Below are 14,784 nucleotides of genomic sequence, written 5' to 3' on the forward strand. Positions count from 1 at the left end.
ACGACAGATGAGCGAGACGGTGCGGTTGACGGTCGGCCAGGCGGTGGTGCGGTTCCTCGGCCAGCAGTGGAGCGAGCGCGACGGCGAGCGGCAGCGGCTGTTCGCCGGCTGCCTCGGCATCTTCGGCCACGGCAACGTCGCCGGGGTCGGGCAGGCGCTGCTCCAGCAGGAGCTCGCCTTCGAGGGTCGCGAGGGCGACAACCCGCTGCCCTACGTGCTGGCCCGCAACGAGCAGGCCATGGTGCACACCGCCGTCGGCTATGCCCGGCAGCGCGACCGCCTGCAGACCTGGGTCTGCACCGCGTCGGTCGGCCCCGGCTCGACGAACATGCTCACGGGTGCCGCGCTCGCGACGATCAACCGGATTCCCGTGCTGCTGCTGCCCTCGGGCACCTTCGCGACGCGGGTGTCCGCACCGGTGCTGCAGGAGCTCGAGCAGCCGTATGCCGCGGACGTCACCGTCAACGACGCCTTCCGGCCGCTGTCGAGGTTCTTCGACCGGGTGAACCGACCCGAGCAGCTGCCCTCCGCGCTGCTCGGCGCGATGCGCACGCTCACCGACCCGGTGGAGACCGGCGCCGTGACGATCGCCCTGCCGCAGGACGTCCAGGCGGAGGCCTTCGACTGGCCGGTCGAGCTGTTCGCCGAGCGCACCTGGCACATCGCGCGGCCGCCCGCCGAGGCGTCGCGGATCGCCGCCGCCGCCGAGGTGGTCAGATCGGCCCGTCGCCCGTTGCTCGTCGCCGGGGGAGGCGTCCACTACTCGGGGGCCGAGGACGCCCTCGCGGCCCTGTGTGAGGCGACCGGGATCCCGGTGGCCGAGACGCAGGCGGGGAAGGGCTCCCTGCTGCACGGCCACCCGCAGCTCGTGGGCGCCATCGGCTCCACCGGCACGACCGCCGCCAACGCCCTCGCCGCCGACGCTGACGTCGTCATCGGGGTCGGCACCCGGTGGTCCGACTTCACGACGGCGTCGCGAAGTGCCTTTCGGCACCACGGCGTCCGCTTCGTCAACCTCAACGTGGCCCCCGTGGATGCTGTCAAGCAGGGCAGCCTGTCGGTGGTCGCCGACGCCCGCGAGGCCCTGTCCGCGTTGACTGCTGCCCTCGCGGGGCACGAGGTGGCCGACTCCTACCGGGCCCTGCAGGCCGAGCTGTGGTCGGCGTGGGACGACCAGGTGGAGGCGACCTACCACCCGACCGCGACCGTCACCAGCGCGCTCGCGGACGGGCTGCTCACCCAGGGGGAGGTGCTGGGGGTCGTGAACGAGCTGGCCGACCCCCGCGACGTCGTCCTCTGCGCGGCCGGCTCGATGCCCGGAGACCTGCACAAGCTCTGGCGGGTGCGCGACCGCAAGGGCTACCACGTGGAGTACGGCTACTCCTGCATGGGCTACGAGATCCCGGCCGCGATCGGCGCGCGGCTCGCCGACGAGACGCGGGACGTGTTCGCCATGGTGGGCGACGGCGGCTACCTGATGATGCCGACCGAGCTCGTCACCGCGGTCCAGGAGCGGGTCAAGGTGATCGTGGTGCTGGTGCAGAACCACGGCTTCCACTCGATCGGGTCGCTCTCGGAGAGCCTGGGCTCCCAGCGGTTCGGCACCCGCTACCGCTACCGCGACGACATCTCCGGACGGCTGGACGGCGCTCCCCTCCCTGTCGACCTGGCGGCCAACGCGCGCAGTCTCGGTGCCCACGTCATCGAGGTGCACTCCCGGGCCGAGCTCGCTGACGCGGTGGGGCAGGCGAAAGCCTCGAGCTTCCCCGGCCCCGTCGTCATCCACGTACAGACCGACCCGACCGTGCACTCGCCCGACAGCGGCTCGTGGTGGGACGTGCCCGTCGCCGAGGTGAGCGAGCTGGAGAGCACGCAGGCGGCCCACGCGGCATACCTCGCGCACAAGCGTGAGCAGCGCGCCCTCGTGGCGCCCTCGGAAGGATCCACCAGCTAGCCGCGTAGCCGGCAGCCGTGGCACCCGCAGGGGGCATGGGACAGAATCGAGCGCATGGACAGACGCGTGGCGATCGCGGCGACCGGTCCCGCGTCTGCTGAGGCCGGCCTGGCCGCGGCTGCCGCCGGGGGCAACGCCGTCGACGTCGCCATCGCGGCGATGGTGTCGGCGATGACCACCGAGCCCGGCATCGTGTCAGCCGCGGGGGGCGCGTTCGTCAGCATCTGGCCGGCAGGCGGGGAGCCCGAGCTCATCGACGGCAACGTCGAGATGCCCGGCCGCGGTCAGGACCCCGACCGCTTCGGGGCCGGCCTGCGCGAGGTGCGCACGTCCTACGGGGGCGGTCTCACCCTGTATGCCGGGCACGGCTCGGTCGCGACGCCCGGTGCCTTCGCCGCCCTGGGGGTCGCCCACGACCGGCACGGGTCGGCGCCCTGGCGCGAGGTCCTGGCGCCCAGCATCGACGCGGCCCGCGGTGGCTACGCCATCGGCGGGGCCGCCGCGAGCTACCTCGCGATCACCGGCGACTCGGTCTTCGGCTGGGACGAGCACACCCGTCCCCTGGTCAGGGGGGCCGACGGGGCGATCGTGACCGCTGGTCAGGAGGTGACCAACCCCGACCTGGCCGACACCCTGGAGCAGATCGCGGTGGAGGGCGCGCGGTCGCTCTACACCGGCGACCTCGCGGTGCGGATCGCGGCGGACAGCGACGCCCGCGGTGGACTGGTCACGGCCGACGACCTCGCGGCCTACCGGGCGGTGGTCCGCACACCGCTCCGGCTGGCACTCGGCGAGTGGGACCTCGCGCTCAACCCGCCGCCCTCGGTGGGTGGCCCGATGCTGGCGGTGATGCTCCGCGAGCTGGCCGCGGGGGGCTGGGACTGGTCGCGGATCATCGACATCCAGCGACGGGTCCTGTCGTTCCGTCACCAGGTGCACGACCTCTCGACCGACCTGGAGGAGGACGGCTACGCCCTCCTGGAGTCGATCGACCGCAACGGGCTGGCCGGCCTGCCGACCTCGTCCTCGACCGCGCACGTGTCGGCGGTCGACAGCGACGGCACCGTCTGCGCGATCACTGCGTCGAGCGGATACGGTTCCGGCGCAACGGTTCCCGGCACGGGCCTGATGCTCAACAACTGCCTCGGCGAGCCCGAGCTCAACCGGCTGGGGCTGCACGCGCTGGCCCCCGGCACGCGACTCGCCTCCAACATGGCGCCCTCCGTCGCGAGGTCGTCGGCGGGGTCGGTGCTGGCGATCGGGAGCCCCGGCGCAGACCGCATCACCACGGCACTGATGCAGGTGCTCGGCCGGCACTGCCTCATCGGCACCCCGGTGCAGGAGGCCATCGACGCACCCCGCGTGCACGTGCGCATCCTCGACGACGGCACGCCGCGGGTCGACCACGAGGACGACCCGGAGATCTCGGGCGCCATCGAAAGCCTTGGGCTGCAGTCGTTCTCGCACGGCGCGACCTCGATGTTCTTCGGCGGGGTCGGCGCGGCCCGCCGACTGCCCGACGGTTCGCTCGATGCAGCGGGAGACCCCCGCCGCGCGGCCGCGACCCGCGTCTCCTGAGGTCGCCCCAGCCGCCACGCGCTCCTGCACGTGTTGCGCCCAGGTCGTCATGAGCTCCGCGAGACCGGTGTCGGGTGACCACCGGTCCGCAACGGGTGGGGGCTGACGGGCGGCCCGGATCGGGTCCGGTGGAGGTCCGGCGGGGGTCCGGTGGGGGTCCGGTGGGGGGCTGGATCGGTGGCGTCATGGATCAGGGAGTGCCTGGTCTCACTCCTCGACGTAGACCTTGGGGGAGGAGTCGAGCAGTCATGGCACAGCACACCAGCGCAGCAGCGGTCGACCCGGGCTGGAGCGCTGCCGTCGCGCAGGCGGGGCGACTGCAGCTGGGCCAGTCGTTGCCCACCCTCGATCGGCGCGACCTGCGGATCGGCGAGCTGGCCACGCTCGACACCAGGGCGCGCTTCGACCAGTGGCGCGCGGGCGGTCCCGAGCCGGTGTGGGGCGAGGTCTCCCCGGCGCAGGTCCTCGTCACCAACCGCCGCATCGTCGTCAACCATGACTGGCGGGGCGGGACCAGCCTGTGGCACGTCGACGTCGAGAACCTCCAGCTTCGGCGGGCCGACGGGCACTGGCACCTCGACCTCCACCCGGTCGGCATCAACCCACGGGTCCGGCTCACCGGCGGGTCGGCGCCGTTGATCGCCGTCCACGTGGCCCACACGGTCTTCCCGGCGACGTGGGCGCGACTGTCCGGGCTGCTGCCGCTGCTCGACTCCGCTGCCTAGCGGGCGGCGCCGGTGACGACCCAGGCGTCGCCACGGATGCGCCACCAGAAGAAGGCCGCCCGGATGGCCATGAACGCCGTGAACACGACCCACAGCACGGTCACCGCCCGCGGGGCGCCGACGGCCACGAGGTCGTCTCCGCCGGCGTGCACCCACAGGGCCAGCGGCAGGTAGAGCATGAGCGTGGCGGCCATGGCCTTGGCGAGCCACCGGCCGTCGCCCGCGCCGATCAGCACCCCGTCGACCACGAAGACGAAGCCCGCGAGGGGCTGGCCGAGGGCCACGACGACCAGTGCCGCCGAGAGCGCGGACCGGACCGCGGGGTCGGTGGTGAAGAGCGCGGGCAGGAGTGAGTGGACCGCCAGGACGAGCGCCCCGAGACCGGCGCCACCCCAGACGCCCCACCGGAGCATGGTGGTCGTCGCCGCGCGGGCCGCGCCGACGTCACCGGCGCCCAGCGCCCGGCCGGTGATCGCCTGGGCCGCGATGGCCAGCGCGTCGAGGGCGAAGGCCAGGAAGGTCCACACCGTCGCAGCGACCTGGTGCGAGGCCAGCGGCACGTCGCCGAGCCCTGCGGCGACCCAGGTGGTGAGCAGGATGATCGCGCGCAGCGCGAGCGTGCGCACGAGCAGGGGTATGCCGGTGAGCCCGGCCCGCAGCACGCGTCCGGGGTGGGCGTGCAGGGCGGCCCCCGCGCGCCGGGCGTGCCGGACCATGACGGTCGCCAGGCCCGCGGCCATGGCCGTCTGGGCGATGACGGTGCCCCACGCCGAGCCCGCGATGCCCCAGCCGAACCCGTAGACGAAGACGAGGTTCAGGACCACGTTGGCCGAGAAGCCGGCGACCGAGGCGACCAGCGGGGTCCGGGTGTCCTGCAGCCCGCGCAGCACGCCGGTGGCGGCGAGCGCCACGAGCATCGCGGGGATGCCGAGGGCCGAGATGCGAAGGTACGTCGCGGCATACCCGATCGCGTCGGGGGAGGCGCCGAAGAGCCGGCACAACGGCTCGGCGGCGACGGCGACCCCGACGGAGGTGAGGGCGCCGAGCCCGACGGCCAGCCAGGTGCCGTCGATGCCGGCCTCGAGGGCGCCGCGCTCGCTGCCCGCCCCGATCTGGCGGGCCACGATCGAGGTGGTGCCGTAGGCGAGGAAGACGAAGATGTTCGCCGCGGTGATGAGGGTCGCGCTGGCCACCCCCAGCCCGGCCAGCTGGGCCGTGCCGAGGTGGCCGATGATCGCGGAGTCGGCCAGCAGGAAGAGCGGCTCGGCGACCAGGGCGAGGAAGGCGGGGACGGCCAGCCGCAGGATCTCGCGGCTCTGCGTCCGGACCGGGTCGCTGGGGCTGCTGCTCACCGCGCCACGGTAGCCGCGACCATCCGGGCGGGGGTCAGGGCGTCCAGCGGGTGCGGACGGCGTCGACGAAGGAGGCGAAGTCGCCGGCCATGTCGACCTCGGCGGGCCGCATCAACCACTGCACCTGCAGGCCGTCCATGAGGGCGACCGCCTGCCGGGCCAGGCTCTCGGCGGGGACGGCCGGGTCGGCCGTGCCGTCCGCGACGGCGTCGTGCAGGGCGCGGGCGAGGGCGTCGACGGCACTGCGGTGGTGCTCACCGAGCCAGCCGTGGCCCGGGTGGTCGGGGTCGACGGCTTCGCCCGCGAGGCTGGTGAACAACCGGACGATGGCCGCGCGGTCACTGTTCAGCCGCACCAGTCGCGTCATGTCGTCCCACACCTCCCAGCCGCGAGGAGCGTGGTCGCGGGCGGTGGCGAGCATGGCCAGGTCGCGGACGTCGCGCTCGCGCAGCACCTCGGCGAGCAGCCCGTCCTTGGTGGGGAAGTGGTGGAGCAGCCCGCTCTGCGACAGGCCGGACGCCTCGGCGACTGCGGTCATCGGGGTCGCGTGGAACCCGCGCTCGGCGAAGAGCTCGGCGGCCGCGGCGACGATCCGCTCCCGCGTGGCGGCCGTCGCCTCGCCGCCCGGACCCCGGGGTCGACCGCGTCCCCGGCGAGCCGGCGCGTCGGTATGCCGGGTGGTCACGCGAGCGGCAGCCGGGACCGGATGTCACCGAGACCGCGGGCGACGAGCAGCTCGCCGCCGTCGGCGAGGCTCGCCCAGGCGTCGGCGGCGGTGTCCCAGCGACGCCACAGCCGGGCGTCGGTGGTGACCTCGACCGTGGCCGAACCGCCGGCCGCGACGTCGACGGTGGACCACCCGACGAGCCGCACGGGCTGGTCGGTCTCGTGCGGCTGGAGGTAGACCTGCACCACCTCACGGGAGTCGCGATCGGCCGTGTTGCGCACCGTCACCGACACCCTGGGTGAGCCGTCCGCGCCAGGCTCGGCCAGCGACGCCGCGGTGTACTCCCACGCCCCGTAGCCCTCGCCCTCGCCCAGCCAGTGGGCCGGCGCAGGCGCGCGGCCGGCATGGAAACCGCGGTACCCGACGAAGGTGCCGTCCGCGTAGTCGAGCTGCAGGTCAGTCGGCTCGACGGTCCAGGCGGGTGCCGCCCCGTCGGCCGCCGGCCAGGTCGTGACCAGTCGGCCCGCGGGCTCCCGGACGCCGAGCAGCGCGTCGGCGACCGCATCGCCGCCCTCCTGGCCGGGCAGTCCCACGACGAGGACGGCGTCGACCTCGTCGGCCCAGGGCATCAGCACCGGGGTCGCCGCGTTGACGACGACGACCGTGCGCGGGGCCACCGCAGCGACGGCGCGGACCATCGCGTCCTGTTCACCCGGCAGGACGAGCGTGGTCTTGTCGCTGCCCTCGGTCTCCTGCTCGGGCGTCAGGCCGACGACCACGACGGCGACGTCCGCCCCCTGCGCCGCGGCGACCGCCGCTGCGAGGGTCTGGTCGACCGGGGCCGGCACGGGTGCGACCACGAGGGTCTTGGCGCCCATGCCCGAGGCGAGGATGTGCGACAGGGTGCTCATCGTGCCGTCGGGGCCGGGCTGCGGCTCGGAGCGGACCACGGTGAGCTCGGCCTCGACCAGCGCGCCGGCGTCGGCCTCGAGGTCGGCCGTCCAGACCGGCGGCTTGAACATCGCCTCGCCCGGGTCGGCCCCGGTGGACACGAGGTCGGCGCGGCCGATCTCGGTGCCGTCGAGGCGAATCCGCCAGGCACCTGCTCCCTTGACCCCCAGGCGCACCCGCCCACCCGTGGCCAGCCGCGCACTGAGCCGCACCTGCTCGGTCTGCCGGGGCAGGGTGTCGTCCCAGCCCGTCGTGACCTCCGCCCCGTCGACGTGCTCCTCGAGCATGACGACGCCCTCGGCGTCCACGTGCTCGGCCCGCATCCCCGGCTCGCCCGTGGACGGGTCGCGGATGGCGTCGAGCGCGGCGGGCAGCGGGCTCTCGCGGACGTCGACGCCGTCGACGACGACGAGCCCGTCGCCGAGCTGCGTGCGCAGCCCCTCGGCGATGGAGACCTGGTGGGGAGGGTTGACCTGGGCCGAGCCGCCGCCCATGCAGACCGTCTCGACGGCGTGGCGACCGACGAGCGCGACCGTCCCGCCGGTCGGGCCGGCGGCCAGGGGAAGGACCCCGGAGGCGTTGCGCAGGACCACCATGCCGTCCGTCGCCAGGCGCCGGAGCTGGGCCCGGCGCTCCGGTGCGTCCGCGGCCAGCGAGTCGGTCGGCCAGCGGCGGTGTCCGTCGGTCGAGCCCGGTGCGGCGAGCGCGCCCACGCGCTGCGCGAGCAGGAGCAGACGGCATACGTGCTCGTCGATGACGGACTCGTCCACGGCACCAGAGCGCACGTCGGCCACCAGGGCCTCGCCCCACGGTCCGTCCGGACCGGGCATGACGAGGTCGAGACCGCCGAGCGCGGCCGGGGCGGAGGTCTTGGTCGCGAACCAGTCGCTCATGAGGAGGCCGTCCCAGCCCCACTCGTCCTTCACGACCTCGGTGTTGACGTGGACCTGCTCGGTCGCGGGCACCCCGTTGACGTCGTTGTAGGCCGCCATGATCGACCACGGCTGCGACTCCTCGACCGCGATCTCGAAGGGCAGCAGGTAGACCTCGCGCAGCGCGTCCTCCGCCACGACCGAGTTCATGTAGTTGCGCAGCGTCTCGGACTCGTTGGCCACGAGGTGCTTGAGGCACGCGCCGATCCCCTTGCCCTGCAAGCCCTGCACGTATGCCGCGGCGAGCCGCCCGGTGAGCAGCGGGTCCTCGGAGTAGGCCTCGAAGAGCCGGCCGCCGAGCGGCGACCGGTGCAGGTTGATGGTCGGCCCGAGCACGACGTGGATCTGCTGGCGCTCGGCCTCCTCGGCCAGCAGCTCGCCGACCTCGCGGGCGGTCTCCTCGCTCCAGGCGCTCGCGAGCAGGGTGGCGTTGGGGAAGAGGGCCACGTGGTCGCCGCCGACGAACTTCAGCCCACGGACCCCGGTGGGGCCGTCGGAGAAGGCCATCGGCGCCAGGCCGATCTCGTCCTCCCCGTGGAGGGTGAACGACGTGGCGCCGGTCAGCAGCCGGACCTTGGTCTCGAGGTCGAGCCGGGCGACGAGGGTGGAGAGGTCAGTCGTGGTGGTCACCCGGCCAGTGTCCGGGCGACGGGTGTCCACGTAAATAGTTAGCGCAAACTATTTCGAAGACTGAGACAGGACGGCGGGGTACGTCGGGGGGCGTTGGCATGATGGCCTCGTGTCCACGATCGTCTTCCTCCACGCCCACCCCGACGACGAGGCCTCGCAGACGGCCGGCGCGATGGCCCGCGCCGTCGCCGAGGGCCACCGCGTCGTCACCGTGTTCGCCACCAACGGCGACCACGGCGAGCTCCCCGCCGCCGGACTGCCCGAGGGGGAGACGCTGGTCCACTGGCGTCGCCGCGAGGCCCAGGCCAGTGCCGACGCCCTGGGCGTGCAGCGGATCGCGTGGCTGGGCTATGCCGACTCGGGGATGCGCGGCTGGGACCAGAACGCCCACGACAACGCCTTCCACGGCGCCGACGTCGACGAGGCGGCCGGGCGACTGGCAGCGATCCTCGACGAGGAGGACGCCGACGTCCTGGTGGGCTACGACTGGCACGGCGGCTACGGCCACCCCGACCACGTCAAGGTCCACGCGGTCGTGCACCGGGCGGCCGACCTCGCCGCCAGGCGTCCCCGGCTGCTCGAGTCCACGATGAACCGCGACATCGTGCGCGCGGTGTTCCAGGCCGCCGTGGCCGCCGGTGCCGGCGACCAGGCCTTCGACCCCGACACCCCGATGGACGACGGCAACCCGCTCGGCACCCCCGAGGCCGAGATCACCTGGCAGGTCGACGCCACCGACTACCTCGCCCAGCGGCGCGCGTCGCTCGAGGCGCACCGCAGCCAGGCCACGGACATCGAGGGGATGCTCTCGATGCCCGACGAGTTCTTCGCCACCTTCTTCGGCAAGGAGCACTACATCGAGCCGGGCCTCGACCGCGGCGAGCACCCCACCATGCAGGTCGGGTGGCCGTTCGGTGACTGACCCCGCGCCGTCGCTGCGCCCCGGCGCGTTGCTGCGACTGCCGCAGGTCGCCCGCCTGCTCTGCTCCGCCCTGGTCGGGCGACTCCCCAACGGCATGGTGCCGCTGGCCCTCGTGCTGTTCGCCCGCGACACCGGCAGCGGCTACGGGCGAGCGGGCCTGCTCACCGCGGCCTACTCGCTCGGCTGCTGCCTGGGCGGACCGGCCCTGTCGCGGGTCATGGACCTGCGCGGGCAGCGCCCGGCCCTGGTCCTCGGTGGGATGGTCTCGTCCCTGGCCCTGGCGGTGCTGCCATGGGTGCCGCCCGGCGGCGCGCTGGTCGTGGCCCTCGTCGCCGGGCTGGCGACCCCGCCGCTCGAGCCGGCGCTGCGCACCCTCTGGCCGTCGGTGCTGTCGCCGCGCCAGGTGCCCTCGGCGTTCGCGCTCGACGCCGCGGCCCAGGAGCTGATCTTCGTGCTGGGCCCGCTCGCGGTGCTGCTCGCCCAGACCGGTGGCGACGGCGGTGGGTTGGTGGCTGCCGGGGTGGTCGGGCTGCTCGGCACGCTGTGGTTCGTCGGGTCCCGGGCGTCCGGCGCGTGGACGCCCCCGGCCCACGAGGACCGGCACTGGCTGGGCCCACTGCGCTCGCGCCGGTTGTGCGTGCTCTACTCCTCCATCGTCATGGTGGGGCTGACCGTCGGGGTGCCCGCGGTCGCCCTGGTCGCCTACGCCGAGTCGCTCGGCAACCGTGGGCTGGCGCCCTGGCTGGTGGCCGCCAACGCCCTGGGTGCGTTGGTCGGTGGCGTCGCCTACAGCCCGCGCGCGCCCCACCGCGATCCGCGCCGCGACCTCCTGCTCGGGCTCGGTCTCCTCGTCGGCACGTATGCCGCGCTGGCTGTGGTCCCGTCGAACGCCTGGGTGATGGGGCTCCTCACCGTCGCCAGCGGACTCGGGCTGCCGCCGGTGCTGACCTGTGTCTTCCAGCTCGTCGACCGGTTCGCGCCGCTCGGGACGACGACCGAGGCCTTCGCCTGGCTGATCTCGGCGTTCCTCGTCGGCTCGTCGGTCGGGGCCGCGGCGGCGGGTTGGCTGTCCGACGCCGACCACATCGGTGGCGCCTTCCTGGTGGCGGCGGCCGCCTCGCTCGCCGCCCTCGCGATCGCCCGCGCCGTGGTCGGCCGCAGGGCCGACGAGCCCTCGCTCAGAGGTGCTTGAGCGCCTCGCGCCGGCTCAGCCCGCTCAGCCTGCCGTCATACTCGGCGACCGTCGCACGCACCCAGTCGGGGTCGGTCCGGGCGTACTGCCGCAGGGCCCACCCGATCGCCTTCCGGATCCAGAAGCTGGGGTCCTCGAGGTTGGGCTCGATGGCGGCTCGCAGCAGGCCGAGGTCGGTGCGCTCCTTGAAGGTCAGCTGGCAGATGATCGCGGTCCGCCGGAGCCACAGGTCCTCGTCCTCGATCCACTGCTCGACGACAGGGGTGACCTCCGGCTTGTGCGCCAACAGGATCGGCCCGATCCGGTTGCTCGCCACCTCGTCGACGAGGTCCCACCATGCGCCCGTGACGACCTGGTGCCGATAGAGCGGGATGGTGTCCGGGTCCTGCCACGCGCGGTAGGTGCGGTGCCCCGTGAGGGCGGTCGCGGCATACCGCTCCTCGCGGTGGGTGGCGCCGTCCCAGAGGTCGCGCACCGCCCGCTCCCACTCGCCGCGCTCGGCGATCCGGTATGCCGGGTCGGCCAGGATCGGGCGCAGCAGCGCCTTGAGCTCGGGCGAGGTGATGCCGCGGTAGGGCATCTGCGACTTCATGTACGCCTGCTGGGCGGCGGCGCGCTCGGGGTCTCCGACGGCTGCGAGAGCGGTCCGGATCGCCGCGACGACGGGGTGTGTCACGGAGCCAGCATGCCTGCTGCCGCGCCACGCTGTCGTCGCCGGTCGACCCCCGACGTCTGGGCACGGGTGCTGCCCGGCGAAGCCCTGACCGCGCACGGTCAGGGCTTCGGACGAGTGGTCAGTGGTGTGCCGGAGCGTGCTCGCCGGCCGGGGTGCGGACGGCGAGGGAGACCGCCACGACTGCGAGGGCGAGGCACGCACCGACCCCGAAGCCCCAGCGCACGCCGGTGCTGAGCGCGTCGAGGGGAGCAGACCCGCCCGCGGTGGCGGTGGCGGCCCGGCCGGCCATCACGCTGACGACGATGGCCGTGCCGGCCGCGGCGGCGACCTGCTGGAGCGACCCGAGCACCGCGCTGCCGTGGGCGTAGAGGTGCGGTGGCAGCACCGACAGCCCGGACGTGAAGACCGGGGTGAAGACCAGCCCCAGCGACGCCATCAGTGCGACGTAGTCGACCAGGAGCAGCCAGGGCGAGGTGTCCGTGCCGACGCGGGTGAAGAGGGCGAGCGTCGCCGCCATGACGACCGCGCCGGGGACCACGAGCCGCGCCGCGCCGACCCGGTCGTAGGCGCGGCCGACCACCGGACCGAGCAGCCCCATCACCAGCCCGCCGGGCATCAGCAGGAGCCCGGTCATCAGGGTGCTGAGGTGGAGCACGTCCTGGAGGTAGAGGGGCAGCAGGATCATCGCGCCCATCATCGCCATGAAGGCCAAGCACATCACGCCGAGGGAGACGGCGAAGGGGCGGAAGGTCAGGGTCCGGAGGTCGAGCAGTGCACCGCCTGCGCGCTGCAGCACGACCTGGCGGCGGACGAACGCGACGAGGGCGAGGACGCCGACCACCGTGACCACGGCCGGGGGGATCGTGTGCGTGGCGCGCGCCCCCTCACCGAGTCCGCTCAGCCCGCAGACCAGCGCGCCGAAGCCGATCGCCGACAACGCGACGCTGGGCAGGTCGATGCGGGTGCTGGTGGGCTCGCCGATGTTGACCAGCGCGCGTAGCCCCACCGTGCCCACGACCCCCGCGATGGGCAGGACGACCGCGAAGATGAGCCGCCACGACCCGAGCTCCAGCACGAGGCCGGACACGGCCGGCCCGAGTGCCGGGGCGACGGACATGACGAGGGTGACGTTGCCCATCACCTTGCCGCGCTCGGCCGGCGGGACCAGCGTCATCATGGTCGTCATCAGCAGCGGCATCATCACGGCGGTGCCGCTGGCCTGCACCACGCGCGCGACCAGCAGGACGGCGAAGCTCGGCGCCAGGGTGGCGGCCGCGGTGCCGGCGAGGAACAGTCCCATCGCCAGCGCGTAGGCCGTGCGGGTGGTCACCCGCTGGAGGTACCAGCCGGTGGCGGGGATGACGACCGCCATCGTCAGCATGAATGCGGTCGACAGCCACTGGGCACTCGTGGCCGGGACGGCGAAGTCGCGCATCAGCCGCGGGATCGCGTTGACCATGATCGTCTCGTTGAGGATGACCACGAACGTCGAGAGCGTCAGGATCCGCATCACCAGGGTGACGTTGGCCGCGCTGGTCGCACTCGCCGCGGTGGTGGCGGTGGCGGTGGTGGCGTTGGCGGTGGTGGGGACTCCCGTGGTGGGGGCGCCGGTGGTGGCTGCGGTGTGGGTGCGGTCGGCGCGGCTCGTGCGGTCGGTGCTCGCGGTTCTGCCGGTGCGGTCGGTGCGGTCGGTGTCGGCGTCGGTGGTGCACGTGGTGTCACTCATGGGATGTCCTCCGTGGTGTGGTGCCCCTGGGGGTCTGCTGGCTGCGGTCCTCTGAAACCGGCTTCACCCCTACTGACCCCGGCCCGCTCAGGAACTCATCGCGAGCAGCTCACGAAGCCCGTCGCGCCGGGTCACGAGGAGCTCCCGGGTCGAGGCCAGGAGGACGTCGGGGCGTCCGGTCGGGCGCAGCCGGGGCGCACCCGGGGGAGCCACCAGCAGGTCGGCGCCGGGGGCCAGTCGCTCGAGCAGCGCCGACCCGCGACCTGCAGCGGAGGCCGGCACCCCGAGCCGCGGCCACAGGTCGCGGGCCAGCATCCGCCCCTCCGGTCCCACCAGCCCGTTGGCCCGGGCGGCCGCCCAGACCAGCGCTCCCACAGCCGTGTCGTCGCGGGTGCTCCGCGCGAGCATCCCCGGGTCGGCGGCCAGCACTGCCTCCCACAGGCGACGCAGCGCGACCGCCAGCTCCTCGTCGTCGAAGACGTCGACCGCGAGCCGGTCGCACTCCGCACCGATCGCCCGGGCCCGGTCGGTGTGCTCCGGACCCAGGTCGGGCACCGCCAGCGGGTGCTGCTCGAGGGGGCGGGCGTCGAGGGCGAGCAGAGCGGCGCGTCCACCGACGAGCACCTCCAGCCAGCGCACCTCGGCTGCACGCTGCTCGCCGTCGGTGGTCGGCGCGCCGGTGCGCCTGGCCCGGCCGCTCGTCAGGGGCGCAGGGAAGGACCGGGCGACGTCCACCCCCTCCTCCACCCAGTGGTCGGCCGGCAGCCCGTCGACCAGGACGAGGTGGGTGATGCGAGGGCGGCGGGTGGCCGGGTCGGTGCTGGCTGAGCGCATGGCCCCACGATGGCAGCGCGCCGGCCACGCGCCTCCCGGATATCCACAGCCCCACTCGACGGGCGTGCGAGACCCGCACCGGCGGCATACAGCGACCGGATGCCGCGCCGCCCGGGTCAGGGCGGCTCCGGCAGGGGCAGCTCGAGCAGGGGCGGCTCGGGTCAGGGACCGGTCGGGCGGGTCAGGCTGCGCCGTAGCGCGCCTGCGCGCGGGCGCGCGCCTTCGCCGCCTCGGTCTCGCGGTCCTTGGGCGGCGCGCTCGTGGTGAGGTGGTCGAGCAGGTGCTGGGTCGCGTGGGCGACCTCGGCCACCGCCTCGTCGAAGGCCGCCTGGTTGGCTGCGCTCGGCTTGGTGCTGCCGCTGACCTTGCGGACGTACTGGAGGGCGGCGGCGCGGACCTCGTCCGAGGTGGCGGCGGGCTCGAAGTTGTGCAGTTGGCGAATGTTGCGGCACATGCCCTCAGGCTACGTCGCAGGGCTCGAGTGTGTCCTGCGTCATGTGGAAGACCGCCGTCGCGGACACGCCCGGAACTTTCTTGGGTCCACACCCCGTGGATCAAGAAACCGCAGGTCAGGGTGCTGATGTCGGACGGACCGTCGCGAAATCCACAGGGTTATCCCCCGACTGTGCACAAGGCATCCGGGCG

General features: G+C 73.9%; 12 protein-coding genes. 5 read left to right on the plus strand and 7 right to left on the minus strand.

What is annotated here, in order from left to right; all coding sequences use genetic code 11:
* Positions 1–7: 7 nt before the first annotated feature.
* The 3 genes from iolD (at position 8) to ABD262_RS13450 (ending at position 4,257) form a co-directional block, all read left to right on the plus strand.
* Positions 8–1,954, plus strand: coding sequence for a 3D-(3,5/4)-trihydroxycyclohexane-1,2-dione acylhydrolase (decyclizing) (gene iolD / locus ABD262_RS13440; protein ID WP_344136951.1), 1,947 nt, complete (start codon positions 8–10; stop codon positions 1,952–1,954).
* Positions 1,955–2,008: 54 nt separating this feature from the next.
* Complete coding sequence (locus ABD262_RS13445; RefSeq protein ID WP_344136954.1) at positions 2,009–3,532, plus strand: gamma-glutamyltransferase; 1,524 nt, start codon at positions 2,009–2,011, stop codon at positions 3,530–3,532.
* Between the two features lie 248 nt (positions 3,533–3,780).
* Complete coding sequence (locus ABD262_RS13450) at positions 3,781–4,257, plus strand: hypothetical protein (protein ID WP_344136957.1); 477 nt, start codon at positions 3,781–3,783, stop codon at positions 4,255–4,257.
* On the opposite strand, the gene ABD262_RS13455 is transcribed toward ABD262_RS13450, so the two are convergent.
* The 3 genes from ABD262_RS13455 to ABD262_RS13465 are packed head-to-tail and all read right to left on the minus strand — an operon-like array spanning position 4,254 to position 8,789.
* Positions 4,254–5,609 (minus strand): MATE family efflux transporter, encoded by a 1,356-nt coding sequence (locus ABD262_RS13455; protein ID WP_344136960.1) that lies wholly within the window; start codon positions 5,607–5,609, stop codon positions 4,254–4,256. The genes ABD262_RS13450 and ABD262_RS13455 overlap by 4 nt on opposite strands.
* A gap of 34 nt (positions 5,610–5,643) precedes the next feature.
* A complete protein-coding gene (locus ABD262_RS13460) occupies positions 5,644–6,294 on the minus strand; it encodes a TetR/AcrR family transcriptional regulator (protein WP_344136963.1) in 651 nt (216 codons plus the stop codon).
* Positions 6,291–8,789 carry a beta-glucosidase family protein gene (locus ABD262_RS13465; protein ID WP_344136966.1) on the minus strand — a complete coding sequence of 833 codons (2,499 nt, stop codon included), beginning with the start codon at positions 8,787–8,789 and terminating at the stop codon, positions 6,291–6,293. Before ABD262_RS13465 ends, ABD262_RS13460 begins: the two co-directional genes overlap by 4 nt.
* A gap of 109 nt (positions 8,790–8,898) precedes the next feature.
* Between ABD262_RS13465 and ABD262_RS13470 the strand changes: the two genes are divergently transcribed.
* Both ABD262_RS13470 and ABD262_RS13475 read left to right on the plus strand, forming a co-directional pair.
* Positions 8,899–9,711, plus strand: a complete 813-nt coding sequence (locus ABD262_RS13470; RefSeq protein ID WP_344136969.1) for a PIG-L family deacetylase — start codon at positions 8,899–8,901, stop codon at positions 9,709–9,711.
* Positions 9,704–10,903 carry an MFS transporter gene (locus tag ABD262_RS13475; RefSeq protein WP_344136972.1) on the plus strand — a complete coding sequence of 400 codons (1,200 nt, stop codon included), beginning with the start codon at positions 9,704–9,706 and terminating at the stop codon, positions 10,901–10,903. The genes ABD262_RS13470 and ABD262_RS13475 overlap by 8 nt, the downstream gene beginning before the upstream one ends.
* Here ABD262_RS13475 and ABD262_RS13480 read toward each other — a convergent pair.
* The 4 genes from ABD262_RS13480 to ABD262_RS13495 all read right to left on the minus strand — a co-directional run bounded on the left by ABD262_RS13480 (position 10,890) and on the right by ABD262_RS13495 (position 14,593).
* Positions 10,890–11,579: a DNA alkylation repair protein gene (locus ABD262_RS13480; protein ID WP_344136975.1), complete on the minus strand. Its 690-nt coding sequence runs from the start codon at positions 11,577–11,579 to the stop codon at positions 10,890–10,892. The two genes, ABD262_RS13475 and ABD262_RS13480, sit on opposite strands and share 14 nt — an antisense overlap.
* A 118-nt stretch (positions 11,580–11,697) precedes the next feature.
* On the minus strand, positions 11,698–13,305 hold the full coding sequence (locus ABD262_RS13485; RefSeq protein ID WP_344136978.1) for a DHA2 family efflux MFS transporter permease subunit: 1,608 nt from the start codon (positions 13,303–13,305) through the stop codon (positions 11,698–11,700).
* A gap of 87 nt (positions 13,306–13,392) precedes the next feature.
* Entirely contained in the window at positions 13,393–14,139 is a 747-nt protein-coding gene (locus ABD262_RS13490) for a hypothetical protein (protein ID WP_344136981.1), read from the minus strand.
* Positions 14,140–14,320: 181 nt separating this feature from the next.
* On the minus strand, positions 14,321–14,593 hold the full coding sequence (locus tag ABD262_RS13495; RefSeq protein ID WP_056921413.1) for a DUF2277 domain-containing protein: 273 nt from the start codon (positions 14,591–14,593) through the stop codon (positions 14,321–14,323).
* Positions 14,594–14,784: the final 191 nt, after the last annotated feature.

Source organism: Pedococcus bigeumensis (genome assembly GCF_039531795.1).
Taxonomy (GTDB): Bacteria; Actinomycetota; Actinomycetes; order Actinomycetales; family Dermatophilaceae; genus Pedococcus; species Pedococcus bigeumensis.